Annotated in this window: 25 protein-coding genes; 10 read left to right on the forward strand and 15 right to left on the reverse strand. The window is 65.5% G+C overall.

The window, feature by feature from the left end:
* Window positions 1-5 precede the first annotated feature (5 nt).
* Entirely contained in the window at window positions 6-1,202 is a 1,197-nt protein-coding gene (locus tag ACEN8I_RS10300) for a radical SAM protein (protein ID WP_413328303.1), read from the forward strand.
* Window positions 1,153-2,427, forward strand: coding sequence for an aKG-HExxH-type peptide beta-hydroxylase (locus ACEN8I_RS10305; RefSeq protein WP_413328305.1), 1,275 nt, complete (start codon window positions 1,153-1,155; stop codon window positions 2,425-2,427). Before ACEN8I_RS10300 ends, ACEN8I_RS10305 begins: the two co-directional genes overlap by 50 nt.
* A 51-nt stretch (window positions 2,428-2,478) precedes the next feature.
* Here ACEN8I_RS10305 and ACEN8I_RS10310 read toward each other — a convergent pair whose 3' ends face one another.
* Both ACEN8I_RS10310 and ACEN8I_RS10315 read right to left on the reverse strand, forming a co-directional pair.
* Window positions 2,479-2,712, reverse strand: a complete 234-nt coding sequence (locus tag ACEN8I_RS10310; RefSeq protein WP_413328306.1) for a hypothetical protein — start codon at window positions 2,710-2,712, stop codon at window positions 2,479-2,481.
* 75 nt (window positions 2,713-2,787) lie between these two features.
* On the reverse strand, window positions 2,788-3,384 hold the full coding sequence (locus ACEN8I_RS10315) for a 3'-5' exonuclease (protein WP_413328307.1): 597 nt from the start codon (window positions 3,382-3,384) through the stop codon (window positions 2,788-2,790).
* Between the two features lie 104 nt (window positions 3,385-3,488).
* On the opposite strand from ACEN8I_RS10315, the gene ACEN8I_RS10320 reads away from it, so the two are divergent.
* Window positions 3,489-3,743, forward strand: a complete 255-nt coding sequence (locus tag ACEN8I_RS10320) for a hypothetical protein (RefSeq protein WP_413328308.1) — start codon at window positions 3,489-3,491, stop codon at window positions 3,741-3,743.
* A gap of 18 nt (window positions 3,744-3,761) precedes the next feature.
* Here ACEN8I_RS10320 and ACEN8I_RS10325 read toward each other — a convergent pair whose 3' ends face one another.
* The 4 genes from ACEN8I_RS10325 to ACEN8I_RS10340 all read right to left on the reverse strand — a co-directional run bounded on the left by ACEN8I_RS10325 (window position 3,762) and on the right by ACEN8I_RS10340 (window position 9,456).
* The gene (locus tag ACEN8I_RS10325) at window positions 3,762-4,487 is read right to left on the reverse strand and encodes a site-2 protease family protein (RefSeq protein WP_413328310.1); all 726 of its coding nucleotides are present in this window, start codon (window positions 4,485-4,487) and stop codon (window positions 3,762-3,764) included.
* Window positions 4,488-4,500: 13 nt separating this feature from the next.
* Window positions 4,501-5,487 (reverse strand): DUF2167 domain-containing protein, encoded by a 987-nt coding sequence (locus ACEN8I_RS10330; protein WP_413328311.1) that lies wholly within the window; start codon window positions 5,485-5,487, stop codon window positions 4,501-4,503.
* A gap of 101 nt (window positions 5,488-5,588) precedes the next feature.
* The gene (locus ACEN8I_RS10335) at window positions 5,589-8,705 is read right to left on the reverse strand and encodes an FAD-binding and (Fe-S)-binding domain-containing protein (RefSeq protein ID WP_413328313.1); all 3,117 of its coding nucleotides are present in this window, start codon (window positions 8,703-8,705) and stop codon (window positions 5,589-5,591) included.
* A gap of 52 nt (window positions 8,706-8,757) precedes the next feature.
* Complete coding sequence (locus ACEN8I_RS10340; protein ID WP_413328314.1) at window positions 8,758-9,456, reverse strand: GntR family transcriptional regulator; 699 nt, start codon at window positions 9,454-9,456, stop codon at window positions 8,758-8,760.
* A gap of 115 nt (window positions 9,457-9,571) precedes the next feature.
* Between ACEN8I_RS10340 and ACEN8I_RS10345 the strand changes: the two genes are divergently transcribed.
* From ACEN8I_RS10345 to ACEN8I_RS10355, 3 genes are all read left to right on the forward strand, one after another.
* Window positions 9,572-10,792 (forward strand): pyridoxal-phosphate-dependent aminotransferase family protein, encoded by a 1,221-nt coding sequence (locus ACEN8I_RS10345; protein ID WP_413328316.1) that lies wholly within the window; start codon window positions 9,572-9,574, stop codon window positions 10,790-10,792.
* Window positions 10,793-10,876: 84 nt separating this feature from the next.
* Window positions 10,877-11,854, forward strand: coding sequence for a Bug family tripartite tricarboxylate transporter substrate binding protein (locus ACEN8I_RS10350; protein ID WP_413328317.1), 978 nt, complete (start codon window positions 10,877-10,879; stop codon window positions 11,852-11,854).
* 94 nt (window positions 11,855-11,948) lie between these two features.
* Complete coding sequence (locus ACEN8I_RS10355) at window positions 11,949-13,070, forward strand: ABC transporter substrate-binding protein (RefSeq protein ID WP_413328318.1); 1,122 nt, start codon at window positions 11,949-11,951, stop codon at window positions 13,068-13,070.
* A 12-nt stretch (window positions 13,071-13,082) separates the two neighbouring features.
* Here ACEN8I_RS10355 and nth read toward each other — a convergent pair whose 3' ends face one another.
* Both nth and ACEN8I_RS10365 read right to left on the reverse strand, forming a co-directional pair.
* Entirely contained in the window at window positions 13,083-13,727 is a 645-nt protein-coding gene (gene nth / locus ACEN8I_RS10360) for an endonuclease III (RefSeq protein WP_413328319.1), read from the reverse strand.
* A 47-nt stretch (window positions 13,728-13,774) separates the two neighbouring features.
* Window positions 13,775-14,794: a BLUF domain-containing protein gene (locus tag ACEN8I_RS10365; RefSeq protein WP_413328320.1), complete on the reverse strand. Its 1,020-nt coding sequence runs from the start codon at window positions 14,792-14,794 to the stop codon at window positions 13,775-13,777.
* Window positions 14,795-15,028: 234 nt separating this feature from the next.
* Between ACEN8I_RS10365 and ACEN8I_RS10370 the strand changes: the two genes are divergently transcribed.
* On the forward strand, window positions 15,029-16,684 hold the full coding sequence (locus tag ACEN8I_RS10370) for an alkaline phosphatase family protein (RefSeq protein WP_413328321.1): 1,656 nt from the start codon (window positions 15,029-15,031) through the stop codon (window positions 16,682-16,684).
* A 26-nt stretch (window positions 16,685-16,710) separates the two neighbouring features.
* Here ACEN8I_RS10370 and ACEN8I_RS10375 read toward each other — a convergent pair whose 3' ends face one another.
* Entirely contained in the window at window positions 16,711-17,661 is a 951-nt protein-coding gene (locus ACEN8I_RS10375; RefSeq protein WP_413328322.1) for a LysR family transcriptional regulator, read from the reverse strand.
* Between the two features lie 193 nt (window positions 17,662-17,854).
* Here ACEN8I_RS10375 and ACEN8I_RS10380 point away from each other — a divergent pair, with 193 nt between their 5' ends.
* Entirely contained in the window at window positions 17,855-19,264 is a 1,410-nt protein-coding gene (locus ACEN8I_RS10380) for a M20 family metallopeptidase (protein ID WP_413328323.1), read from the forward strand.
* Between the two features lie 47 nt (window positions 19,265-19,311).
* Window positions 19,312-20,322, forward strand: a complete 1,011-nt coding sequence (locus ACEN8I_RS10385; RefSeq protein ID WP_413328324.1) for a Bug family tripartite tricarboxylate transporter substrate binding protein — start codon at window positions 19,312-19,314, stop codon at window positions 20,320-20,322.
* A gap of 5 nt (window positions 20,323-20,327) precedes the next feature.
* Here the strand turns inward: ACEN8I_RS10385 and ACEN8I_RS10390 are convergent, their stop codons facing one another.
* The 6 genes from ACEN8I_RS10390 to ACEN8I_RS10415 form a co-directional block, all read right to left on the reverse strand.
* Window positions 20,328-21,308: an AraC family transcriptional regulator gene (locus ACEN8I_RS10390; protein ID WP_413328325.1), complete on the reverse strand. Its 981-nt coding sequence runs from the start codon at window positions 21,306-21,308 to the stop codon at window positions 20,328-20,330.
* A complete protein-coding gene (locus ACEN8I_RS10395) occupies window positions 21,305-22,624 on the reverse strand; it encodes a type II toxin-antitoxin system HipA family toxin (protein WP_413328327.1) in 1,320 nt (439 codons plus the stop codon). Before ACEN8I_RS10395 ends, ACEN8I_RS10390 begins: the two co-directional genes overlap by 4 nt.
* A gap of 53 nt (window positions 22,625-22,677) precedes the next feature.
* Window positions 22,678-22,968: a helix-turn-helix domain-containing protein gene (locus ACEN8I_RS10400; RefSeq protein ID WP_007873948.1), complete on the reverse strand. Its 291-nt coding sequence runs from the start codon at window positions 22,966-22,968 to the stop codon at window positions 22,678-22,680.
* Window positions 22,969-23,110: 142 nt separating this feature from the next.
* Entirely contained in the window at window positions 23,111-23,533 is a 423-nt protein-coding gene (locus tag ACEN8I_RS10405; protein WP_413328328.1) for a PaaI family thioesterase, read from the reverse strand.
* Window positions 23,523-24,053, reverse strand: a complete 531-nt coding sequence (locus tag ACEN8I_RS10410; RefSeq protein ID WP_413328329.1) for an SRPBCC family protein — start codon at window positions 24,051-24,053, stop codon at window positions 23,523-23,525. The genes ACEN8I_RS10405 and ACEN8I_RS10410 overlap by 11 nt, the downstream gene beginning before the upstream one ends.
* A gap of 58 nt (window positions 24,054-24,111) precedes the next feature.
* A complete protein-coding gene (locus ACEN8I_RS10415; protein WP_413328330.1) occupies window positions 24,112-24,708 on the reverse strand; it encodes a TetR/AcrR family transcriptional regulator in 597 nt (198 codons plus the stop codon).
* A gap of 120 nt (window positions 24,709-24,828) precedes the next feature.
* On the opposite strand from ACEN8I_RS10415, the gene ACEN8I_RS10420 reads away from it, so the two are divergent.
* Window positions 24,829-26,019 (forward strand): PLP-dependent aminotransferase family protein, encoded by a 1,191-nt coding sequence (locus tag ACEN8I_RS10420; RefSeq protein WP_413328370.1) that lies wholly within the window; start codon window positions 24,829-24,831, stop codon window positions 26,017-26,019.
* The last annotated feature ends 405 nt before the right edge of the window (window positions 26,020-26,424 follow it).

Raw genomic sequence — 26,424 nt, forward strand, 5'->3', positions numbered from 1 at the left:
CCCTCATGTTTCGTTCGGCCATCGTCAAGCTGACAGCGGTGTGCGACATCGATTGCAGCTACTGCTACATGTTCAACCAGGTGGACCGCACTTTTGAGCGCATGCCTGCGCGCATGGCGTTGCCAACAGCCTTATGCCTGCTGGACCGCATCTGTGACTACCACCCGCGGGGTGAGTCCGAAGCCTTCTCCATCGTCCTCCATGGCGGCGAACCCATGCTCTGGCCCGATGCCAGTTTTGCCGAACTGCTTGTGCAGATTGCGCGGCGCCGAGAGCTAGGCTGGAATCTCGACGTCGCGATACAGACCAACCTGGTGCAGCCTATCGCGCCGCGACTGCTTGCCCTTTTTCGCGAACATCGCGTGTCGCTGGGCGTCAGCCTGGACGGTCCGCGCGAGCTGAACGATGCCGCGCGTGTGGACAAGCGGGGCCGCGGCACCTATGAGCGCGTCATGGCCAACGTCGAGCGCATGCTGGCCGACGGAGACGGCGGTTTGATCGGCGGCTTTCTGGCGGTGGCCAACCCTTCGCTGCCGCCGGCGGAGTTCCTCGCCTGGGTATGCAGCCTGCCGGTTTCCAGGGTCGACGTGTTGTGGCCCATCGAATTCAACTGGCGCCACCCTCCGTGGCCGCTGGGGGCGTCGCGCGCTTATGCCGCCGCGCCGCGCTACGGCACCTGGTATGCCGAACTGTTCCGCGCCTGGTGGGCGCTGGACGATCCGGGCGTCACCATCAGGCTCTTCAACAACCTGCTTCACGTCGCTTTGGGAGGGCAGGGCCACATCGACGCCCTGGTGAACGACAGCTACAACATGTTCGTCGTCAATACCGACGGCAGCTACGAATACCCCGACTACCTGCGCGTGGCCGGCGACGGCTCGGCCTGCACACCCTTTCACATCAGTACGGATGGCATTGCCGCGCTGGCCGCGGATCCCTTGTTCGCGCGACTTCTCAAGCTGCGCGACGAGCTTCCGGCGAAGTGCACCGGCTGCCGCCACCGCCTGATCTGCGGCGGTGGTTTCCTGCCCGGCCGCAGCGATGCGAAAGACGGCATCGCGCAGCGCGAGTCCGTGCTGTGCGCGGACCAAATGCATTTTTTCGACGCCGCGCTCGGCCTTATCGAATCTTCACTTCAACAGCGAGGTGCCCATGTCCACAGTGATCCGGCAAATACCACCGTCGCAGGCCTTCAAGCCTGAATTGCAGTGCGCCGATTTCGTCGAACTGGCCTTGATGCCGGATGCCGTGATCACGGCCGAACTGGTCAGCGCCTCCGCTTCCGACCGCCTGGACGATTTCCGGGTCCTGGCCGACATCGTGCGGGCTTCGCCGTCCATGGCCGCGTACCGTGAACGCTGGCAACAGGCAGCACTCGACCTGGAGGCGCTGTTGCCGCATGAGCGCATCGCCATTGGTTCATCGCCGTTGTGCCGCCGCTGGCTGCACGCGACGGGGCGCGCGCTCATTGCGGGCGCGCCGCTGGAGGTCTTCGAACCCTTGCTCGCATCGGTCGCCAATTACATACCGGGCTTTTTGGAAGTGGCGCCGCGCGGCAGGGTGCTGATGTCACGCGGCGGCCATATCGAAACCTGGGATTGCGCCAGCGGCATCAAGCTGCCCGCCGGTTATGGCGACGGAGCCTGGCAATGCCGGCGCAAGGGCGCATGGATCCACTTGAGTCCCTTGCCCGCAAGCGGCCAGACACTCAGTTCCTGCCTTGTGGCGCCGGATGCGGTGCTGCCGCGATCCCATATCGTGGTCCGCAACGACTTGCCGGGCTTGCGCGTGTCGCTTGATGAGACTCGCACACCAGAGCGCGGCAGCGCCGTGCGCGAGAAGGAAACCGACGCGCGCCAATGCTCTTACCCGCAGGGCCGCCATCGCCCCATCGTGGAGGCGGCGCAAGCCCTGCTATCGGCCTGGCCCGAGGAGTATAAAGACTGGCGCCGCACGATGCGTGTCGTGGTGCCGCGCCTGCCGCCAGCCGGGTGGCAGATGGAGGGTTTCACGATTTCCTCCATGCAGGGGGCCGCGTGGATCCACCCATCCAATACCTTGCGCACCCTGGAAAGCCTGGTCCATGAGCACAGCCACGTGAAGTTGCGCTATGTCGAAGAAGCCGTTCCGTTGCTGCAATCCGTTCAGACCGATGCGCGTTTTCCGGTCGGTTGGCGCACGGACCTTCGGCCCATTGTTGGTATTTTCGAGGGTGTGTACGTGCATCTGCACTGTGTCATGGCGCTGGTTCGCTACCTGCAGGATACCGGCCTTGATGCCGCGACGCGGCACGACGCCGCGATCCGCCTCGACGAATTACGCGTGCAGGCGCGCGAGGGATTTGAGATCCTGAGCCGGCACGGGCACTTCACCAAGGCCGGCCAGGGCTTTCTGCGCTGGGCCGAGTCCACCCTGCGCGACTATTGAACCGCCGCTCCAGGGTGGGTACAGAGGAAAAGTATCCGGGAGAGCGCCGCCTCAGCGCACGCACTCAAAGCCGTACTGGCCTTCAGCCGGCTTGGTGATCAGGCGCGCATGCCGGCCACCGCGCTTCTGGCATTCGGTTTCAGCGATCTCGGATGCATCCGGCAACTGCGATGGGCGGCCTTTGACGACGATCAGCTTTTCGCTGGTACTCAGAAGTTCGGCCGCGCAGCCGGAGAGCAGGGCACAGACCATCAGCAGTGAAGACAACAAATAGGTTTTTTTCATGAGAATTTCCTTAATGGGATTAATGTAAAGGCTGCGGCGACCCGGCATCGCTGATACCTCGCCGCATGGGCTGTGTCAGCCCAACCCCAGCGCCTGGTACACCCGAAGCGCCCCATAGGCGTCATTGGCCGCGTAAATAATTTGCGCCTCCGTGAGCCTTTCGTTGGCCCAATTGGAGGTCGCCGCTTTTTTGGACTTGAGAAAGCGCTTGTTGAACATCACGGCCACGGCGCCGCGCACGCCCATATCCTTGCGGTAGCCGCGCTCGCGGAACACCACGTTGAGGTCCAGCACGCCCTGCAGGTCCGTGCCCAGCTTGCGGATGATGCGGCGCTGGTCGTCGCCCAGGCCGAAGCCGGCCTTGATCACGGCGGGTGAGCTCAGCACCAGGCCCACAGCGCGCCGGCATTCGGCGTCTTCGAGCTGGAAGATCCAGGCCTTGTGAAGGGTCGCGAGCTGCACGATGTGCGGCCCATCCGAGGCCTCGTTCTTGGCAAAGGTGGGTTTGGACTCGGTGTCAAAGCCCAGCACGGTGGCACCGGTCAGGTCCGTGAGCGCCTGGGCTGCCCGCCCGGCTGTGGACACGACTTCGATCTGGTCCAGGCCCAGCCGCTCGAAGGGCTCGAGCAGCGCGATTTCTTCTTTGCCGGGGGTGGGATGGCGCTCGGTCATAGGTATCCATGCGAAAAGGCGGTTAAAAAAACAGGAATCTGCAGGGCTAGAGCTTACAGTCGGGGTAGGGCGCCATTCCGGGCAACCCGCTTCCTGACTCCACCATGGCCGCACAAAGCATCACCACCGAGCATTACAAGCTCTTTCCGTCGCCGCGCAACCGGCACCGCACGATTTTTCTGCACCAGGTGTTTGTGCCGCACTCCTACATGCTGATCGACATGGAAAGCTACCAGCTCAAAGGCAAATACAGCCTGTTCGGGGCTTGCCGGCTGGCCGACATGCGCATGGGCCAGCTGGTCACGCTGGAGCTGGCCGAGGACGAGGCCAGCTTCAACGCCCAGTTCGTGCCAGACTGATCCATCCGCCACCCGGGCCTAGCGCACAGCGCCCGCGCCGCGCAGCATTTCATGCACATCGTGCGTCATCACAGCCAGGAAGCCCGCCAGCGCCAGGTAATAAAACCCATATTCGAAACGCGTGGCCGCGCTGACCGCGTAGTAGGTCTGGGCCTCCTCGCTGTCCGATTTGTAGCGTATGGCCTTGAGCAGCTGCGGCGCGGCCAGCAGCGCCATCAGGATCAGCATGGGGCTGGGCCGCCAGAAGAACAGCGCCACCAGCACCGGCACCCCCAGCAGCCAGATGCGCGGCGACAGCACCGCGGTAATGCGCCCGCCGTCAAAAGGCGACAGCGGGATCAGGTTGAAGAGGTTCAGGAAGAAACCGGAGTAGGCGATCGCGAGCAGCAAATTGCTGTTCTGGTCGCGCGCCAGGAAGTAGCAGGCCAGCGCGCCTATCGTGCCCAGCAGCGGGCCGCCCAGGCCCACATAGGCCTCGGTTTCCGCGTCGTGCGGCATGTCCTTGAGCTCGACCCAGGCGCCCACAAAGGGGATAAAGGTGGGCGCGCCCACATTGAGGCCGCGCTGGCGGGCGGCGATGTAGTGGCCCATCTCATGCACGAACAGCAGCAGCACAAAGCCCACCGCATAACGCCAGCCGAAGAGCAGCGCATAGGCGAACACCGACACCAGCATGCTGCCGCCTGTCAGCAGCAGCTTGCCGAACTTGGCGCCCGTGAAAAGCAGCAACAGGAGCTTGGCCATGTCGCCTCACCGCTCAGGCTTTGGGTGGCGCGGGCGGCACGTCGGTTGCGCCGCCGCCGAACGCTGCGGGCACAGTGTCCTGCTCGGCCCGGCTGACCGCCGGCATGGGCGCAGGCGCAGGGGCCGGCTTGCGCTTGAAGTACTTCACGAACACCGTGCCCAAGCCCGCCAGGGCCAGGACGATCACTTTCGCGAACTTGGCGAAAAACAGCGCGATCACCGCGAAGAAACCCAGTTTTTTCGCGGCCACGCCCAGCACCAGCGCGGCCAGGCCGTATTCAGCCACCTTGTCGGTCTTGGAGTTGAAGTCGGCGTATCGCTTGCCCTCGTCGTATTGCAGGGCCGCCAGCAGCTCCGCCGCCGCGGGCTTGTCCTTGGGCAGGTCGTCCAGCGCCGTGACCAGGTTCATGCTGAAGTAACCTTCGCGGCCCAGTGCATAGGTGTTGTAGTTCACGCCCTGCGCGGCGCCGGAGGGCGCGCCCCGGTCCTTGCTGGACATGGCCCAGACCAGGCGGTGGGTGGCGGCGCTGTAGGCCGGCTTTTCAGCCCAGCCCACGATCTCGATTTCAGGGAAGCCCATTTTTTTGCGCTCGGCGTTCGAGGCCTCGGTGCCTTCGCGGTAGCTTTTGAGCAGCTCGTCCGCGTTCCAGTCCTTGGCGTCGTCGTCCTTCACATAGCCGGCCGCCTCGAAGCGCACCGTCATGAACCAGCGGTCGCCCGTGGCCGGAAACACCAGGCCCTGCAGTCGTGAGTCGGTGCCGGGGTTGCCCATGGCCTTGAGCAGCTTGCCCGCCTGGGGCTGCGGCACAAAGATGCGGCCGGCGGGCAGCTTGAGCACGGCCTGGCTTGCCAATGCGATGTCCTGAGGCCCTTCCTTGGCGGCGGCGCGGCCCTCGGCCCAGATTTTCTCGGACTCTTCTTTCGACAGGGTCTGCGCCATGACGGCGGTGCACGAGAGACAAACAGCCAGCGCGCAGATGCGCATCCACAAACGGTTCATGAAAGCTCTCCTTGTTGGAATAATTTGCGGGCTATTCTTACATGCTCCTGTGTGACGGCCGGAAAGCGGCCCCCCCAAGCGCCCGGGCCGCGCCGGCCGCCTCAGTTCTGCAGCTGCCGCGCCAGCAGCACCGCCACATGGATGGCTTCGCGTTGCGCGCCGTCCTTGATCTGGTGGCGGCAGCTGGTGCCGTCGGCCACCACGATGGCATCTGGCTGCTTGCGTACTGCTGGCAGCAGGCTCAATTCGGCCATCTGCATGGAGACCTCGTAGTGGCCGGCTTCGTAGCCGAAGCTGCCGGCCATGCCGCAGCAGCTGGATTCGATCAGCTCGGGCTTGGCGCCCGGGATCAGCCTCAGCACGTCCAGGATGGGGCCCACCGCGCCAAAGGCCTTCTGGTGGCAATGGCCATGCAAAAGAATGGGTTGGGCCGAAGGCTTCAGCCTGCCCTTGAGCATCTCGAGCTTGCCGCCCGCTGCCTCGCGCGCCAGGAATTCTTCGAGCAGCAACGCATGGCGGCTGATGGTCTGCGCCGCCTCGCCCAGGCCCATCACCAGCATCTCGTCTCGCAGCGTCAGCAGGCAGGAGGGTTCCAGGCCGACGATGGCGATGCCGCGCTCCGCGAAGGGCAGCAGGGCGCCTACCACCTCGCGCGCCTTGGCCTTGGCCTTGTCGACCATGCCGCCCGCCAGGTAAGTACGGCCGCAGCACAGGCTCTTGCCGTCGGGCGTGGTCTTGGCGGCCACGTGCACGGTGTAGCCGGCAGCCTGCAGCACCGTAAGCGCGGCCACTGCGTTTTCCGATTCGAAGTAGCCGTTGAAGGTGTCGACAAACAGCACCACGGGTTTGGTGGCGGCCAGCACCTCCTCGCGGCTCGCGGTGTGGATGCGGCCCTGCGGCGCCGCGCCGGCTTCAGCCTGTGCGCCCAGCCGCCTCCAAAAGGTGTTGCTGCGCCATTGCGGCAGCGTGCGGCGCGCCGACAGGCCCAGCAGCTTTTCGCTCCAGGTCGCCAGGCCCGGCACCTTGTCGCGCAGGTTGAGCAGCGGCGCGAAGCGGCTGGCCCAGTGCGCATAGTCGGGCAGGTGGGCGACCAGCCGGTCTTTCAGCGTGTAGCCGTGTTTGGCCTTGTAGTGGTGCAAAAACTCCACCTTCATCTTGGCCATGTCCACGCCGGTGGGGCAGTCGCGCTTGCAACCCTTGCAGCCCACGCACAAGTCCATGGCTTCCTGCACGGCCTCGCTGGTGAAGGCATCTTCTGCTTTCAAGCCATCCAGCTGGCCCGACAGCGCCAGGCGCAAGGTGTTGGCGCGTCCGCGCGTCAAATGTTTTTCGTCGCGTGTCGCGCGGTAGCTGGGGCACATGGTGCCGGCATCAAATTTTCTGCAGTGGCCGTTGTTGTTGCACATCTCCACGGCCTTGGCAAAACCCTGGGCCGGGTCGCCGCCCGTGCCCGGCTCGCTGGTCTGCTCGGTCACCGGGTCGTTCTGCACGTTCCAGGCGCTCCAGTCCAGCGCCGTCTTGATAGGTATGACCTTGTAGCTGGGCGGAAAGCGCATCAACCGCGTGTCGTCCATCTTCGGCGGGTTGATGATGCGGCCCGGGCTCAGCAGGTTGATCGGGTCCAGGTAGTTCTTGATCTGCGCAAAAGCCTCGTTGATTTTGGGGCCGAACTGCCACTCAATCCACTCGCCGCGGCACAGGCCGTCGCCATGCTCTCCGCTGTAGGCGCCCTTGTAGTGGCGCACCAGGGCCGAGGCCTCTTCGGCGATCGCGCGCATCTTGGCGCCGCCCTCGCGCCGCATGTCCAGGATGGGGCGCACGTGCAGCGTGCCGACGGACGCATGGGCATACCAGGTGCCCTTGCTGCCGTATTTGCGGAAGACCTGCGTCAGGGCGTCGGTGTATTCGGCCAGGTGCTCCAGCGGCACGGCGCAGTCCTCGATAAAGCTGACCGGCTTGCCGTCGCCCTTGAGGCTCATCATGATGTTCAGGCCCGCCTTGCGCACCTCCCACAGATTTTTCTGCGGCGCGTCGTCCATCATCTCGACCACCGATCCGGGCAGGCCCAGGTCGCCCATGAGCTCGACCAGCTGGCGCATCTTGGGCGACAGCTCGGCCTTGGAGTTGCCCGAGAACTCCACCAGCAAAATCGCTTCGGGCTGGCCGATGAGGGCGGTGCGCACCGTGGGCGCGAAGGCCGGGTTCTGCAGCGAGAGCTCTATCATGGTGCGGTCCACCAGCTCGACCGCGCTCAGCGTGCCGTCGCCGCCCAGCTTCACGATGTGCTGGGCCGTGTCCATGGCCTTGTAGAAGGTCGGGAAGTTCACCACGCCCAGCACCTTGGTGCGCGGCAGCTCAGCCAGCCGCAGCGTGAGCGATTTTGTCAGCCCCAGCGTGCCTTCGCTGCCCACCAGCAGGTGGGCCAGGTTCACCGAGCCGTCCTGGGTATAGGGCTTCTCGTTCTGGTTGTTGAAGATGTCCAGGTTGTAGCCGGCCACGCGGCGCAGCACCTTGGGCCAGTGCGCCTCAAGCTCGGGCCGCAGCCGGTCGGACAGCGCCTTGACGTAGTCGCCCAGTTCGCGCGCGCCGCCGCCGGCCTTGTCATAGCGGCCGAGCTCCAGCAGGCTGCCGTCGGAGCGCCAGGCGCTGGCGCCCAGCACGTTGTGCACCATGTTGCCGTAGGCAATGCTGCGGCTGCCGCAGGAGTTGTTGCCCGCCATGCCGCCCAGCGTGGCCTGCGCGCTGGTGGACACGTCCACCGGGTACCACAGGCCGTGCTGCTTGAGCGAGGCGTTCAGGTGGTCCAGCACGATGCCGGGCTGGACTTCGGCCGTGCGCTCGCCCGGGTCCACGGCCAGGATGTTGCGCAGGTGTTTGGCATGGTCTATCACCAGGCCCGCGCCCACCGTCTGCCCGCACTGGCTGGTGCCGCCGCCGCGCGGGACGATGGGCACTTGCAGGTCGCGGCAGATGTCCAGCGCGGTCTTCACGTCGGCATCGGTGCGCGGCACAAACACCCCCACGGGCGTGACCTGGTAGATGGACGCGTCGGTGGCATAGCGTCCGCGGTCCGCCGGCGAGAACAGCACCTCGCCCTGGGTTTCGGCGGCCAGGCGCGCGGCCAGCCGGCCGGCGACTTCATTGCTGACGCGGGCCACGTCGTCATAAGCCTGGGCCGCGGCCTCGCGGCTGATCTTGAGGGGGAGGGGAGCGTTCATCGCGGCTTTTCGCCTTTGGGTGGGGGACTGTGATGGAAGAGCCGGGCCGGGCTCAGGCCTTGGCGCCGCTCTTGCTGTTCGTGGCATTGATGGCGCGCAGCTGCTGCACCACCACGTCGCGCTTGCTGGTCAGGTGGCGCAGCAATACGTTGCGCATGGCCGCGCCGTCGCGCTTTTGCAGGGCTTCAATCATCAGTTCGTGTTCCTTCACGGCCGCTTTCCATTTCTCCTCGTCCTGGTTGGAGCGAAAGCGCAGCGCCTGCAGCCGCGCATTGACCTGCGCATAGGTGCTGGCCAGTACCGGGTTCTTGGCCGCCGCGTTGATGGCGCTGTGGATGGCGGCATTGAGCCGGTAGTAGTTGGGCAGGTCGCGGCGCGTATAGGCGGCCAGCATCTCGAAGTGCATGGCCTTGATTTCCGCCAGCTCGGCCTCGGTGATGCGTTCGGCGGCCAGTTCGCCCGACTGCGCTTCCAGCCCCGCCATCACCTCGAAGGTGTTGAGTACGTCGGCCTCCGTCAGCTCCACCGCGATCGCGCCGCGGTTCGGCAGCAGCTCCACCAGGCCCTCGGCGGCCAGCATCTTGATGGCCTCGCGCAGCGGCGTGCGCGAGACGTTGAGCACTTCGCTGAGTTCGCGCTCATTGAGCTTGGCGCCGGGCTGGATGCGGTTTTCCACCAGCATCTGGCGCAGCCGGTGCGCCACCTGTTCATGCAGGGCGGCGCGCGGGATGGGGATGATTTCGGCAGCCATGGACAAATTTTGTATGCAAAATTTACCCCTGTCAAATCAATATGTAGTCCTTTGATGGCTTGACAAATGAATTTTGTATGCAAAAAATAAGGACTTACTTCAGGAGCAGACCGCCATGTTGACGCTTGACTTTCATCCCACGGGACGTCATTTTTTGCAGATTCCCGGCCCTTCGCCGGTGCCGGACCGCATCCTGCGGGCCATGAGTCTGCCCACCATAGACCACCGCGGCCCTGAATTCGCGGCGCTGGGCCTGAAAGTCCTGGCCGACATTAAAAAGATCTTCCAGACCAAACAACCCGTCATCATTTACCCGGCTTCGGGCACCGGCGCCTGGGAAGCGGCTCTCTCCAACACCCTGAGCCCCGGCGACCACGTGCTGATGTACGAAACCGGCCATTTCGCCGCGCTGTGGCAAAAGCTTGCCGCGCGCCTGGGTCTGAAGACCGAGGTCATCAGCTATCCCGGCGCCGAGGTCTGGCGCCACGGCGTGCAGGCCGCCCTGATTGAAGAGCGCCTGAAGGCCGACACCCAGCACAGCATCAAGGCCGTCTGCGTGGTGCACAACGAAACCTCCACCGGCGTGACCAGCAACATCGCCGCCGTGCGCAAGGCGATCGACGCGGCCAAACATCCGGCGCTGCTGCTGGTCGACACCATCTCGGGCCTGGCCTCGGCCGACTACCGCCACGACGAGTGGGGCGTGGACGTCACCATCAGCGGCTCGCAAAAAGGCCTGATGCTGCCGCCCGGCATCAGCTTCAACGCCGTTTCCGCCAAGGCCCTCGAAGCCAGCAAGAAGGCCACCTTGCCCAAGGCCTTCTGGGCCTGGGACGAAATCATCGAGATGAACAAGACCGGCTATTGGCCGTCCACCCCCAACACCAACCTGCTGTACGCCCTCAGCGAAGCCTGCGACATGCTGCTCGAGCACGGCCTGGAAGCCGTGTTCGCGCGCCACCAGCGCTGGGCGACCGGCGTGCGCGCGGCGGTCAAGGCCTGGGGCCTGCAGATTCAGTGCGCCGACCCGGCCGTGTACTCGCCGGTGCTGACCGGCGTGATGACGCCCGAAGGCGTGGACGCCGACGCGGTGCGCAAAATCATTTATGAACGCTTCGACTGCTCGCTGGGCACCGGCTTGGGCAAGGTCAAGGGCAAGATGTTCCGCATAGGCCACCTGGGCGACTGCAACGACCTCACACTGATGGCCGCGCTTGCCGGCTGTGAAATGGGCTTGAAACTTGCGGGTGTCAAGCTCGCGGGTTCGGGCGTGCAGGCCGCCATGGATCATTTCTCCAGCCATGCGGCCGTGGTGCCGCAGCGCAAGGCGGCCTGAGAGCCGTCACCGCCATCACCGTTATCTGCCTCAAAACTGTCACTTCGCTTCGTTCTACTTCTACGACTGAATCAGAGAGAAACCATGCAACGCAGAACTTTTATCAGTGCGACGGCGGCCACGGCCGCCCTGGTGGCGTCACCCATGCTCAAGGCGCAGACCCTGCCGTCCGGCCCGGTCCGCATCATCGTGGGTTTCCCGCCCGGCGGCGGCACCGACGCGTTGGCGCGCGTGGTGGGGCAAAAGCTCTCCACCATGTGGAACACCTCGGTGGTGATTGAAAACAAGGGCGGCGCCGCCGGCGTCATCGCGGCCGACTACGTGGCCAAGCAGCCCGCAGACGGCAACACCCTGCTCATGGCCCACATCAACAGCCACGCGCTGGCGCCGGCGCTGGGCCTCAAGCTGGGCTACAACCCCGAGCGCGACTACGTGCCCATCAGCATGGTCGGCGTCACGCCCAATATGCTGATCTGCAACGCCGACCAGCCCGCCAAGACCGTCAAGGACCTGGTCGCGCTGTGCAAGGCCAAGCCGGGCCAGATCAGCTTCGCCTCGGCCGGCGGCGGTTCGGCCCAGCATTTCGCGCTGGAGATGTTCAAGCTGCAGGCGAAGATTTTCGCGCTGCACATTCCCTATCGCGGCTCGGGCCCGGCCCTGGTCGACCTGATAGGCGGGCAGGTCAACTATTGCTTCGAGACCATGACCTCGGCCACGCCGCATGTCAAAAGCGGCAAGGCCATCGCGCTGGCGCAAACGCGGCTCAAGCGCGCCAAGGGCCATCCCAACGTACCCACCATGGCTGAATCCGGCTTTCCCGGTTTCGAGGCCACCGTGTGGTACGGCCTCATGGGCCCGTCCAAAATGCCGCACGCCATGGTGCAGCGCATGAACGAGGACGTCAACAAGGTGCTGGCCATGCCCGACGTGCAGGAAAAAATGGACCAGTACGGCGCCGAGGACGGCGGCGGCAGCATCGAAAAATTTGCGGCCTTCATCAAGATGGAGCAAAAGAAATGGGCGCAGGTGGCTGAACAAGCCAAGGTCAAGGTTGACGCCTGACACCCACTGCGCGCCTGGGTGAGACCGGCCTGGTGCCGGTTTTTTTTATCAATAACAAACAAGTTTTTTATCAGCAGAGGTTAGGGATCGTTTCATGACAGTTGTGAATTTTTCAAGGGCCGGCCGCGTGCTGGCCGTTTTTTTTCTGTGCGCCGCCAGCGTGGGCGCTTCGGCCGACATCATCCTGGGCCATTCGGGCGACCTTTCGGGCACCAGCGCCGCGCTCACCACCGACTATGTGCGCGGCATGAATGCCTACTTTGACGACGTCAACAAAAAGGGCGGCATACGCGGCGAGAAGATCAGGCTCGTGAGCGTGGACGACGGCTTCAACCCCGACAAGACCGCCGAGAACACCAAGGCGCTGATCGAGCAGAACGCCGTGGCGCTGGTCGGCTTTCGCGGCACCGCCAACATGCTCAAGATTGTGCCCATCGTGCAGGCGGCAGGCATTGCCCAGATCGGCAACACCAGCGGCGCCAAGTCGCTGCGCGACCCCCATGTGCCCAATGTGTTCCATGTGCGCGCCAGCACCACCGACGAGATCGAGGCGGCCGTCAACCACGCCTGGACCATAGGCATCAACAAGATCGCCGTCGCCTACCAGGACGACGCCTTCGGCAAGGAAGGCCTGGACGCGCTCATTGCCGCCATGCAAAAACGCGGCGCTGCGCCCGCCGCCGTGGCCCCGGTGCCGCGCGGCACGGTGGACGTGGCCAAGGCGGTGGACGTGGTCGCCGCCGCCCAGCCACAGGCTGTGATGCTGATCGCCCAGGCCAAGCCCAACGCCGCCTTTATCAAGGCCTACAAGGCCAAGGGCGTGAGCGCGCAGTTCATGGTGCTCAGCGTCTCCTCGGGCCTGCACGCCGAACTGAAAGAGCCGGCCGCCGGCACCATCGTCTCGCAGGTCGTGCCTTACCCCTTCACCGAACTCGGCAACGCCGTCGTGAAGGAATACCAGACCGTGATCCTGGGAACCGCCGACAAGAAGTTCAGCTACAACAGCATGGAAGGTTTCCTCAACGCCAAGCTGGTGGTGCGCGCGCTGCAGAAAACCCCGGCGCCCATCACGCGCGCCAAGCTCATCAGCACGCTGGAGACCTTCACCAATGAGGACCTGGGCGGCTTCGCACTGACCTACAGCAAGCAGAGCAACCTGGGTTCTCGCTTTGTCAATTTGACGATGATCCGCGCCGACGGCACGTTCGCCCGTTAAGGGAAGTTCCCGTCAAGCCGCAGGCGGCGGCGTCTTCGGTTCGAAGTCGCACCAGGGCGCCACCGCGCACTGCCAGCACAGCGGCTTGCGCGCCAGGCACACATAGCGCCCGTGCAGGATCAACCAGTGGTGCGCGTCCACCAGGTACTCGGTAGGCACGCGCTTGAGCAGGTTCATCTCGACTTCCAGCGGGTTCTTGCCGGGTGCCAGGCCCGTGCGGTTGCTCACGCGAAAGATGTGCGTGTCCACCGCCATCACCGCCTCGCCGAAGGCCGAGTTGAGCACCACATTGGCCGTCTTGCGGCCCACGCCGGGCAGGGCCTCCAGCGCCTCGCGCGTGCGCGGCACCTGGCCGCCATGCTGCTTCACCAATATCTCGCAGGTCGCCAGCAGGTTTTTGGCCTTGGTGCGGTACAGCCCTATGGTGCGTATATACGACTCCAGGCCTTCCAGCCCTAAGTCGAGGATGGCCTGCGGCGTGTTGGCCACCGGGTAGAGCTTGCGCGTGGCCTTGTTCACGCTCACGTCGGTCGCCTGCGCGCTCAGCAGCACGGCGGCCAGCAGCTCGAACACACTGGTGTATTCGAGCTCGGTCACCGGCATGGGGTTGGCGGCCTTGAGCGTGGCGAAGAACGGGGCGATGGCTTCTTTTTTCATGTCCCGCAGTGTATCGGGGTGTTCCGGCCTGCGCCGGCCGGTGCTGTTCAGGCCGCCATGCGCGGCACGTCCCACACCGAGCTGGGCGGCTCGCCGGCGTGCTGGAGCTGCTGCTGCACGGCCTGCCAGATCGCATTGCAGTCGTCTGGCCTGGCCATGCCGGCCGCCGTGTATGCCAGGTGGGCTTCAGCGGCCATGGCCTGCATGCGCTGGTGCGTTTCGGCATTGGGCGCGATGCCCAGCAAGGCCGGCGTGACCGGCAGGCCCTCGCAGGCCGCGGCCATGCGGCCCATCAGCGCATCGTCGAATTTGGGCGCGCCGGAAAACAGCATCACAAAGTACGGCCAGTCGGGCAGGAAGGCACGGCGCAGGCCGTGGGTCAGGCCGTTGCGCGCCACGGCGATCATGCGGCAGGGATGGCCACTCTCCATGAACTCCACGTACTCGCTGCTGCCGTCCATGTCCTGCTCGCCCGCGAAACGCCGCTTGGCCACCGTCCCGCCGGTGCGTTGCGCCAGCCAGCCGACCATGCCGAAGGCCTCGTTGCCGCCGGCCGAGCAGATGCCGACACGGTGGAAGGCCTCGGGGTCGGCCAGGCCCTGGGCTTGCGGCAGCTGCATGGGCGCCGACAGCCGCCGCAGCACGGAGGAGGGCGAATACTGGATGCCTTTTTCGAACTGGTCTCGCAGCGCCATCACGCGGCGGCCGAACTGCACGGCCGACTCGGTGGCCTGCGACATCACCATGGACCAGGGCGTGGGCAGTATGCGCCGGCCCCGGCTGATGTGCAGGGTATGCGGCGAGTGGTGGCGCGGATCGCCGGCCAGCCGCAGCAGCAGGGCGCGCAGCTGGGGCGACGGGCCCTCCGCCCAGTGGACGAACCAGCCGCTCTGGTAATGCAGGATGGCGTGTATGCCATCCGCGGCGTTGTGCGGCAGGGAGTGCGCGCGTATGTCCTCCATCTGCGCGTAGATGCCTTCCTTGACGTGGCAGATGCTGGCCGTCACCACACGCTCGACTTCCACTTGTCCAGGAGGCGCGGCATAGGGCGCAATGCTGTTCACCATGGGGCCATCCTGCCCGATAAGCAAAAACCCCGTCAATCCCTGCCCTTAAAAGGTGCGAGTTAATAGTGGCAAAAATGCCTCTTGAAAAGGATCGCAACACTTTCTTGCAACTCGGTACGGGTGACGTGGTGCATGACGCGCGCCGCTGCGGTGGCGCGCCGTGCCAATGGCGATTCGTGCGGCACGGGTCATTACGGGGGTGATGCCGGCCCGAACTGCTTTAGCATCGCAGCCATGAAAGCTCACACTCTTTTACGACTGCTGGCCGCCTCATTGGCCGCCGCATTGTTCGCCAGCTGTACCGCTGCGCCAGGCACTGTGGCCGGCGCCGCGCCGCGCCCCAAACTGGTGGTCTTCCTGGTCGTCGACGGCCTGCCGCAGCGCCAGGTGCTGGACTATCGCGACCAGCTCGCGCCCGACGGCTTCGCGCGCTTCCTGGACCGCGGCGCCTGGTTCGCGAATGCGCATTACGGCCACGCCTTCACCGTCACCGCGGCCGGCCATGCCACCATGCTCACCGGCGCCTACCCGCATCGCACCGGCATCATAGGCAACGACTGGCGCGACCCCGTGACCGCCGAGCCCGTCTACTGCACCGGCGACACCTCGGCCACCTACATCGGCCACCCTACCAATGCCCTCGATGGCACCAGCCCGAAAAACCTCAAGGCCGAAACCGTGGGCGACGTGCTGCGCCGCGTCGACAGCCGCTCCAAGGTCATAGGCATTTCGGGCAAGGACCGCGGCGCCATCCTGCCGGCCGGCAAGACCGGCATTGCCTATATGTATATGGGCGCCACCGGGCAGTTCGCCTCCAGCACCCACTACATGGCCGCGCACCCGGCCTGGGTCGACCGCTACAACGCCGGCAAGCCGGCCGACCGCTACTTCAAGGCCGAGTGGAAGGCCTTGCTGCCCGAGGCCGCGTACGCTCGCTCGCTACCCGACCAGCAGCCCTGGTACGGCCCCGCGGGCGGCGGCCTGCCGGCGATGTTCGGGGCGAAGGAGGACAGCGCGCCCGGCCCGCGCTTTTACGGCTCGCTGCTGCGCGGCCCCTTTGTCGATGCGATGTCGCTGGAGTTCGCGCGCGCGGCGATTGCCGGCGAGCAACTGGGCCAGGACGACATTCCCGACATCCTGTCGGTGAGCCTTTCGGGCCACGACTATGTGAACCACGCCTTCAGCGCCGAGTCGCGCCTCTCGCACGACCACCTGCTGCAGCTGGACCGTTTGCTGCAGGCCTTCTTCCAGGACCTGGACGCGCGCGTCGGCAAGGACAACTACATCGCCGTGCTCACCGCCGACCACGGCTTCATGCCCGCGCCCGAATACAACGCCAGCCAGGGCCGCGAGTCCGGCCGCGTCAACAGCAGCCAGCTGCTGGGCCGCGTCAATGCCGGGCTCGAAAAACGTTTTGGCCCCGGCAAATGGGCCGCGGGTTTTTCGGGCTCCAGCGTGCTGCTCGACAAACAGCTCATCGCGCAAAAGCAGGCCAATGCCGACGCCCTGGCCGAGGAAACCCGCGCGCTGTTGATGGCCGAGCCCGGTTTTGCCGCGGCCTACACACGCCGTGAAATGCAAAGCGGCAGCCGCGCCGGTGCGCCGTTCTTTGACCAGATCCGCAAATCCTGGCACCCGGATGTTTCGGGCGATGTGCAGTACTCGCTCAAGCCCGGCTGGATGTTCGGCAACACGGTCGCCACGCACGGCTCGCCGCACCCGTACGACACGCAGGTGCCCATCCTGATGTACGGCCCGGCCTGGGTCAAACCCGGCCGCATTGACGCGCGCGTAGAGGTGGTGGACATCGCGCCCACGCTGTCACGCGTGCTGCGCATCGCGCCGCCTTCGTCGGCCGAAGGCAAGCTCCTGCCCTTGCCGGGGCTGTAGAAAAAAGAAGCGGAAGAGCAGGGCGCTCAGCCGTTTTTTTTCGCACTGCGCCTGCGCGCCGGCGCCATGCCGTTGCCCGACTCGCGAACGGCGGCGATCAACTGCGCGGTGAAGTCCAGCACCAGCGGCGCCAGCGTCTGCCCCTCCAGCGACAGCACCTGCAACACACGCTGGCGCAGTTCCGGCTCGGCAAAAGGCACGGCCACCAGCTGGCCCTGGCGTATCAGGTGCGCGGCCGTGAGGTAGCCCGACAGCATGATGTCGTCGCCGCGCGTGCTAGGCAGCAGCGCCGACGAAAAATTGCTGACCACCGAGGCCTGGTACTGCAGGCCCTGGACGCTGGCCACCATGTCAAAGAGCTGGCGCCCCGTCATGCCCTTGGCGCTGATGCCCAGCGGGTATTTCACGACGTCCGCCACCGTCACCGCGCGGGCCCGTGCCAGCGGGTGCGTGGGCAGCATCAGCGCGTAGATGGGCGCGGTGGCCGCATGCCGCACCGTCATGCCTTTTTCCGGCGCCATGGTGTACTTGAGCGCCACATCGGTTTCACCCTGCAGCAGCAGGCGGCTGACGCTTTCGGGTGAACCCACGCTGAGCTCGATCAGCGCCTCGGGGTGGCTGCGCCTGAAGCCCGTCATCACCTCCGGCATGAAACCCGTCGCGAAACCCTCGGTGCAGGCCACGCGCACGCGCCGCGCGCTATAGCCGGCCAGGCCGCGCACCTGTTCCATCACGCGTTCGGCGTCGTCGCTGCCCGCGCGCGCATAGGCCATCAGGCGCTCACCCGCATCCGTGGGCACCATGCCGCGCGCCCTGCGCTCGAACAGCGCGCAGCCCAGCTGGTCTTCCAGCTTGCCGACCTGGCGGCTCACGGCCGAGGCCGCCACATGCAGTTGCGCCGCAGCCTGGCTGACCGAGCCGGTGCGCGCCACCTCGAGGAAGTAGCGGATCTGCGTGCTGAAAAAAGTGGTTTTCATGCGGGGGCGGGTGGGAATGGAGGGGCGCTTGAATTTGTACTTTGCCAAAAAGGCAAAGCCCTGTTGCGATATCTCTCATTGTAGTAAGTCCCGATTCTTCCTACATTTGGTTTCAAGACGCGTTCATGACACGTTCATGACGCATTCATCACTGAGATCACGACCGCGCGCCCTTTTTTTTAAACGATGAAACATGCTGAGATCCGACTGCCTTGATGCCGCCACGGCCTGGTTTGACGAAGGCCATTTTTTCGACGTCCTGCAAAGGCGCGTTGCCCTGCGCACCGAAAGCGACAACGGCAAACCCAACCCCGCGCTGGGTGACTACCTGCGCGGCGAGATGACGGACTCCCTGCGCGCGCTCGGCTTTGCCTGCAGCGTCCTGCCCAATCCCGTCGAGGGCGCCGGCCCTTTCCTGGTCGCGCGGCGCGTGGAAGATGCGGCGCTGCCTACCGTGCTGACCTACGGCCACGGCGACGTGGTCAGCGGCCAGGAAGGGCGTTGGCGCGAAGGGCTGCAGCCCTGGGAGCTGGTGCGCGAAGGCGAGCGCTGGTACGGCCGCGGCACCGCCGACAACAAGGGCCAGCACACCGTCAACCTGGCCGCGCTGGCCAGCGTGATCAAGGCGCGCGGCGGCCGCCTGGGCTACAACGTCACGCTGCTGCTCGAGATGGGCGAGGAAGCCGCCTCGCCCGGCCTGCATGCCTTTTGCGAAAGCCATCGCGCGCAACTCAAGGCCGATTTGCTGATCGCTTGCGACGGCCCGCGCGTGCATGCCGACAAGCCCACGCTGTTCCTGGGCTCGCGCGGCGCGATCAATTTCAGCCTGCGCCTGCGCGCGCGCGACAAGGCCTACCACTCGGGCAACTGGGGCGGGGCCCTGCTGAACCCGGCCACCGTGCTGGCCAGCGCTGTGGCCTCGCTGGTCGATGCGCGGGGCCGCATACTGGTGCCGGCCCTCAAGCCGCGCGCGCTGCCCCTGTTGGTGCGCCGCGCGTTGGCCAATGTAGATATCGGCGGCGGCGAGGACGACCCGCTGCCCGATGCTCACTGGGGCGAACCCGGCCTCAGCACGGCCGAACGCCTGATCGGCTGGAACACCCTCGAAGTGCTGGCGCTGGGTGCCGGCTCGCCGCAGCGCCCCGTCAATGCGATTCCCGGCGAGGCCGTGGCCCATTGCCAGCTGCGCTTTGTGGTTGGCACGCCTTACCAGGACCTTGCCGCCATCCTGCGCAAGCACCTGGACCGCTATGGCTTCAACCGCGTCGAGGTGGAGATCACGCTCACCGGCGCGGCCACGCGCCTGGACCTGGACCACCCCTGGGTGGGCTGGGCGCAGCGCTCCATCGGGCTGAGCAGCGGCAAGCCGGTCGTCACCTTGCCCAACCTGGCCGGCTCACTGCCCAATGATGTCTTCGCGGACCTGCTGGGCCTGCCCACCTTGTGGGTGCCGCATTCCTATCCGGCCTGCGCCCAGCACGCGCCCGACGAACACCTGCTGGCGCCCGTCGCCCGCGAAGGCCTGCGCATCATGGCCGGCCTCTATTGGGACCTCGGCGAGCCCGCCGGCTTGCCCTGGCATGCCGCGCGGGCCGCCGCCTGAGTTGTTTTTGTCCTGATTGCACCCTCGCTCACTCACTGGAGTTGCCCATGCCTTCCCCCATGTCTTTTGCTGCACGCCGGTCCCTGTTTCAGGCGACCCTGCTGGTCGCCGCCTGTTCTGCCCTCGTGTTTCCCGGCGTGTCGCAGGCGCAGGCACAAGCCTGGCCCGCCAGGCCGATCAAGCTGGTCGTTCCTTTCCCGCCGGGCGGCGGCACCGACGTGGCGGCCCGCATCATCGGCGAGCGGCTCAGCGCCCGCCTGGGCCAGCCCGTGATCATCGACAACAAGCCCGGCGCTTCCACCGCCATCGGCGTGGTCATGGTCAGCGCGGCCGAGCCCGACGGCTACACCTTGCTGTTCTCCGGCTCCAGCAGCTACACCGTCAACCCCGCGGTGCGCAGCAAGCTGGGCTACGACCCCTTCAAGCAGCTCTCGCCCATTGCCATGGTCGCGCGCACGCCGCTGGTGCTGGTGACTGCAAGCACCGGTCCCTACAAAACCCTCAAGGACGTGCTGGCCAAAGCCAAGGCCGCTCCGGGCACGCTGACCTATGCCACCTTTGGTGCCGGCTCGGCGCCGCACCTGGCCGGCGAGCTGCTGGCCAGTGCCACGGGCGTGAAGTTTTCCGCCATCCCCTACAAAGGCAGCGCCGAGGCCGACATCGGCGTGGTGCGCGCGGACGTCAGCATGGGCATAGACACCCTGGCGGCCGTCAACCCCCTGGTGCAATCGGGCAAGCTGCGCGCCCTGGCCGTCATCAGCGAAAAGCGTTCCCCGCAGATGCCCACCGTGCCCGCGTATGGCGAACTGCAGCTGTCGCCGGCCTTGCTGGACGGCTGGTATGCGGTCGCCGCGCCTGCCGGCATTTCACCGGCCGTGCGCGACCAGCTGCTGCAGGCCGTGACGGCCGTGATGGCCGACCCCGCGGTGGGCAAGAAGCTGCAGCAGCAGTCCCTGGAGCCGGCCTTCCTGGGTCCGCAGGCGCTGCGCGATGTGATGGATTCGGAGATCGCGCGTTATCGCGCCCTGGTGGTGCGCGCCAATATCCGCGTCGATTAATCGCGCTACAGGGCTTTGACGGGCACGCAGAGCCAGCAGCTGAAGTTTCCGGTTTTCGGGTCCATCACGAAATCTTCTTCATACAGTTCCAGCGCCGGTTTGTTGTCCGGCTGGTAACCGCTTTGCGGCAGCCACTCGGCGAACATGTGCGTCCAGGCTTCGTGCACCTCGTTGCCCGGTTTGCCGGTGAAGCGGCCGCAGGCATAGCGCCCACCGCCAAAGTTCTGCACACCGATTTCGCCCTGGGGCTTGAAGGACTCGTCCACTTCTATGCAGGCGTCGTAGCGGCATTTGTCGGCCGGCGTGATCTCGGGGTTGTCCTGGCTGATGCCGTACATCTTGGGGCGCGGGTTCATGTAGCCGTTCCGGCCGCACCAGGCGACAAAGCGTTGCCACAGCTGCGCCACGCCGTCGCCGTAAGGCCCGGTGTTGCGCATATAGGCCAGGCGCATGGGGGGAAGGGTTTTGAGTTCAACGTGCATGGCAAGGGTTCTTTCGGATGAAGGTACCGGCCCGGCGGGCCAGAGGGTTCTATCTTTAAACAACGCCATGATGGAGTCTTGATTCGGCTTGTGATTGCCTTGATGAATCTTGCTAAGTTCAATCTGCCGGCGCGTCGCCCACTCGCGCCAGCCCCCGCGCCGCCACGCCGTGGGCGTTGTGCCGAAGTGGGCGCGAAAGGCACGGCTGAAGACTTCCGCTGAAGCAAAGCCCGTGTCGAGTGCTATCTGCAGCGCGGTCTGCGGCGTAAAAATCAGGCGCTGGGCGGCGGCCTCCAGCCGCAGCCGGCGCACGCAGTCGGCCAGGGTTTCGCCCGTCACTGCCTGAAACACGCGGTGAAAGTGCCAGGGCGAAAAGTGCGCTACGTCAGCCAGGGCCTGCAAGTCCAGCGTGCTGTCCAGGTTGGCGCTGATGTGGTCCACCACGCGGTTGATGCGGGCGATGTAGGCACTGCGGGCCGCGGGATCAAGGCCGGGCTCTGTCATGGCAGTTCGTCCACGAATTTTTCGGCCTGCGCCAGCATGCCGCGACGTATGGCGGCGAACACCGGCTTGGGAAAATCCGGCGGCAGCTGTTCGGCCACGCGCTCCAGCGCGTGCGGCACTTGCAGCACCAGCGCCACCATCTGGTCGAAGGCTCCGGGCACGCCGCTTTGCCGCGCCAGCGCCTCCCAGTGGCGCGTGCGGATTTCGTGCAGGTGGTAGTGCGTATTCTTGTTGCGCAGGGCCATGGCCAGTTTTGCGCGGCGCGAGCTGACCTGGTTGGGGCCATTGCCGATGATGGGCCAGGCCGACAGCACGTCATACAGCGGCGTCATGTGAAAGCCGCCGCCGCGCTCCAGGAAAATCGAGAAATTCTTGGCATGGCCGTCGGTGGCCGCCATGATCCAGAAGGCCAGCTGCACCCGCACAAATTGCAATATGTCGGCGCTGGCACGGCTACCCCCACCCAGCAAGTCCAGGCCCGCGCGCAGGCCGGGGCCTCCGTCGCTTTCATACTTGAGGTCGCCGGGTGTTCCCGTCGCCTGGCAGAAATCCTCCTGCGGCAGGCGGGCTATCCATGTGCCGGCGTCCATCCAGCGCCTGTCAAAGCGCTCCACGATCAGCACTTTGCGTTCACCGAAGCGGCCCATTTCCGTGGGCGCGACCTCGAATCCCAGCTCGCCCAGCAGGGTCGCGCAGAGCCATTCGTTTTCCACCGAGTCCGTCATGTCGGCTCGCATATTGCCCACCAGGCCCAGCGGCAGCTTGAAGATGTGTGTGGTGGGTGTGGAGCCCGAGGGCAGGTGCCAGCGTTGGCCTACGCGCAGCAGCGCTGTTTTTTCCTGGGCACCGGCAATGGAAATCCTGAAATCATCCGCGAGCGAGGCGCCTTCCGCGCCATCGCCTGTCACCTCGCCCAGCAGCGCCTCCACCTGGCTGTCGCTCAGCGGCGTGCTGTCGATGCGGTCGTGCGGCGGTGGTTGCAGGCCTTGCGGCATCAGCTGCAGCGCGCCCACGCAGTCCCGGCCCACGGCGGCCAGCAGGTCGGCCGCGCGGATGGAAGAGGTCCCAAAGCGCCGCCGCAGCCGTTCGCGGATGCGGCCGCTGTCGGGCAGCAGGTTGTCGAAGTAGTGCTCCACCTTGGCGCCCATCACGTCGCCGCCGCCGGCCGGCATGGGCAGCGAGACCGAAAGCGGCCGCGCATTGGGCGAGCGCGACCAGTTCTCGTCATAACGAAAGCCCGGTGTGCCGGTCCGTGTCCAGAACCACAAGCCCACATGCTGGCCGTTCATCCACACATCAAGATCGGCGAATGCCATGGGCCACCTTTTGAAACTGTCTCGTCATGATTTTTTCAAGCGTTTTCCCCCGGCTACCAATCTGCCGTGGGGCTGTTCGCGGTGGGGGCGGGTGGTGCGTCGGTCTCGGCATAGCGCCGCAAGTCTGCCAGCAGCACTCGCGCATCCAGCGCATGCAACACCTGAAGCAACTGGTCGAGGCTTACCGCGCCGGGGTTTTTTTCAATATCGGCCATGCGGACTTGTTTGACGCCTATGCGCTGACCCAACGCGGTCTGCGTCAGCCCGCGTGCTTTTCGCAGCGATTTCAAATGCACTGACAGCTGTGCTGATGTCTGAACGGGAAAGGTTTGAAGCGTGCTCATTAATACCACCTTTGAGTGATATTTGCACAATATCGTTTTTATACAATATTGTCAATATATCGTTCAAGGGCGATCAAATGGCCCGGCTTGTACTGTCCCGCCGGCATCGCGTTTTGCGAGGCCTGGGGTCTGTTAACAGTCCCTAGGCCGCCTTGCGAATCGTGCCCTGCGCCGCGGCGCACAGCGTGCGCTCCTCACCGCGCAGCACAAAAATATCGCAGCGGCAAACGGCCTGCGTCTTGCCGCTGCCCACCACCGTGGCCACCGCCAGCAGGCGTTCGGCATCCCTGGCCGGCCGCAGGTAGTTGATCTTGAACTCGGCCGTCACCGAATCACCCAGCACCGAACCGCCGGCAAAGGTCAGTGCGTTGTCCGCGAGATAAGACAGCACACCGCCGTGCACAAAGCCATGCTGCTGCAGCAAGCCGGGCACCACCGGCACCGACAGCTCCGCGCCGCCGGGCGTAAAGGCGTCGAGCCGCGCGGCCAGCAGCGCGCTGAAAGGCTGCCGGCTCAATACCTCGCGGCCGAAGCGCAGCAGCTCATCCGGTTGCTCAGCGGGCATGCCGGCTCCCCGCAAAAGGCGGTGCCGGCCGGCGGCGGCCGCCCGATGCCAGCCAGCGCAGCAGCCGTACACCCGCCGTCCGCGCTACAGGCCGGGGCTCAATGCCCAGCGATACCTGGGTCTGCGACAGCACGTCCTCCACGCACACGTCGTGCAGCGGCCTTATGACCAACAGCCAGTAGAGCAGCGCAGCGCCGCGCGTTCGCATCTCGATGCGATGCTCGAGCACGCAATGCGCGGGCGTAGCGTCCAATACCTCAAAGCCGTGCCAGCCATCAAACCCCTTGGGCCTGGTGAACCGGAAACGCACCGACTGGCCCGGTGTGTAGGCCTCCACCGTATAGCGTATCGGGCCATGGCCGCCGATGGCGCCTACGGCCAGCGGCCTGTCGAACTTCATGCGCGGCCAGTCCCACCCCGGCCATAGCGCATCCGCCGGAGAACCCAGCGAGTCAATCAGCGTACCCACGCGTTCGGGGCTCGCATGCAGCAGGCGTTGGTGAACGTTTACGACTTTCATACGGACACTCCTTGTTGAATTTCTCTGGGGTTCTTGGGGTGGGGTTCCCGGGTATCGGTCAGGCCGCCACGGCCATCCAGGCGCCGTGTTCCAGCGCGGCCCTCAGCTTGGGCGCGACGGCTGGCACAGGCTGGCTGACCCAGCGCTGCGTCAGCGAAAACGCCGGCGAGAACACCAGCGCCATCCACACATGAAACGGCATAGGCCGCAACTCGCCGGCTTCCATACGCTGTTCCATCCAGGCTTTTAGCGCACCAAAGGCCTGCTCGTTGGCGGTGCTGGTCTCGGCACCGTCCGTCATGTCGCCGCCGCGGCGCAGCGCGTGCAGCAGCCGCGCCTGGTCCGGGTGCTGCAGTACCCACTGGATGTAGGCGCGCACCAGGCCCTTCACGCCGGCCTGGGCCGAGGCCTTGCCGGCAATCGGCTGCATCAGCGCCGCATGGAAGTCGCGCAGCATGTGGGCATACAGCGCATCGGCCAGCAGCGCCTTGGTCGGGAAGTGGTGGTACAGGCTGCCGTTGCTCACGCCGGCCTCCTGGCGCACCATGTCCATGGAGGCGGCCGTGAAGCCCTGGGCCAGGAACACTTTGGTGGCGGCTTCGAGCAGGCGATCGCGAGTGGATGCAGTGGAGGACGGGGTAGCGGTGGAGCTCATGACTAGAGTATTACTCTAGACCAACACTCTGTCAACCACCGCTCGCCCGGCCCGGCTGCGGGCAGGCCGCGCCCAAATTGGCGACAATGCAGCCCAGAAAGCGAGAAACCGAACATGCCCCTGCACTTTGCCGACCGCCTCAACAACGTTGAAACCTCCGCCATCCGCGAACTCTTCAAACTGCTGGGCAAGCCCGGCATCGTCAGTTTTGCCGGCGGCTTTCCCGACCCCGCCATGTTCGACGTGGCCGGCATCCAGGAGGCCAGCAACAAGGCCTTGAGCGAAGAGCCCGGCGGCGCGCTGCAATACGGCGCCACCGAAGGCTACGGCCCGCTGCGCGAACAGCTCAGCGCCTTCATGGCCACCAAGGGCGCCAAAGACGTCGCCCCCGAGAACCTCATCGTCACCACCGGTAGCCAGCAGGCGCTTGATTTGCTCGGCAAGACCATGATCTCGCCCGGCGACAAGGTCATCGTCGAAGGCCCGACCTTCCTCGCCACCATCCAGTGCTTTCGCCTCTATGGCGCCGAACTCATCAGCGCGCCCATCGACGCCCACGGCGTCAAGACCGACGAGCTCGAAAAACTCATCGCCCAGCACAAGCCCAAGTTTGTCTACCTGATCCCCACCTTCGGCAACCCCAGCGGCGCGCTGCTGAGCCTGGAGCGCCGCAAGCAGGTGCTCGAAATGGCCGTCAAGCACCAGACCCTCATCGTCGAGGACGATCCTTATGGTGACCTCTACTTCGGCGAGGCACCGCCGCCTTCGCTGCTGGCGCTCAGCCCCACGGTGCCCGGCAGCCGCGAGCTGCTTGCGCATTGCGGCTCCCTCAGCAAGGTGCTGAGCCCAGGCCTGCGCGTGGGCTGGATGGTCGCCCCCGCCGAGCTGCTGGCCAAGGCCACCATGTGCAAGCAGTTCAGCGACGCGCACACCAGCACCTTCGCCCAGGCCACCGCCGCCCAATACCTCAAGGCCGGCCGCATGCCCGACACCCTCAAGCGCGTGCGCAAGGTGTATGGCGAACGCGCCACCGCCATGGGCAATGCCCTGAAACGCGAACTCGGCGACGCGATTGAATTCACCCAGCCGCAAGGCGGTTTGTTTTTCTGGGCCCGCCTCACGGGCGCGGGCGGCAAAAGCAAGGACGCCGGCGAGTTCGCCAAGAAGGCGATTGAACAGCTCGTGGCCTTTGTGCCCGGCGCGCCTTTCTACGCGGCCAACCCCGACCTCGCCACGCTGCGGCTGAGCTTTGCAACGGCGGATGTGGCGAAGATTGAAGAGGGTGTGGGGCGGTTGGGGAAGGCGCTTTGAGGTCGCGCGCGCGGGCACCTTCTCTCATTGGCATTGGCCTGCTCTCGGCGATGCTGACCGTCCACGCCACATCACACGCGCAGGAGGCTTCGGCCGCGGCGCCCGAGCTCGCACGAGGGCAGGTGATTTTTTACGCGCCCGATGACACGGACCGCGCAGTCAATATACCCATAGCTGTTGGCATGCCCAATGGTGGTGTCCAACACGGCGCTATCACCCGCTACACCAAAACCACGCCCTATTCGAAGCCACCTGCGTGCGGAACGCCGGGCCCTTTGACCTTATCGCTGGAGCAGGGCTGGTACCGCTGGGAGGTGCCCGGCCACCGCTGCATGCCTTCGCTGGTTTCCGAAGGGGGCGCCGTCAAGGTCCAGGCCGGGGCCTGTGTGCAGATCGATCTCGCGA

The sequence above is a fragment of the Polaromonas sp. CT11-55 genome, assembly GCF_047303325.1.
Taxonomy (GTDB): Bacteria; Pseudomonadota; Gammaproteobacteria; order Burkholderiales; family Burkholderiaceae_C; genus Polaromonas.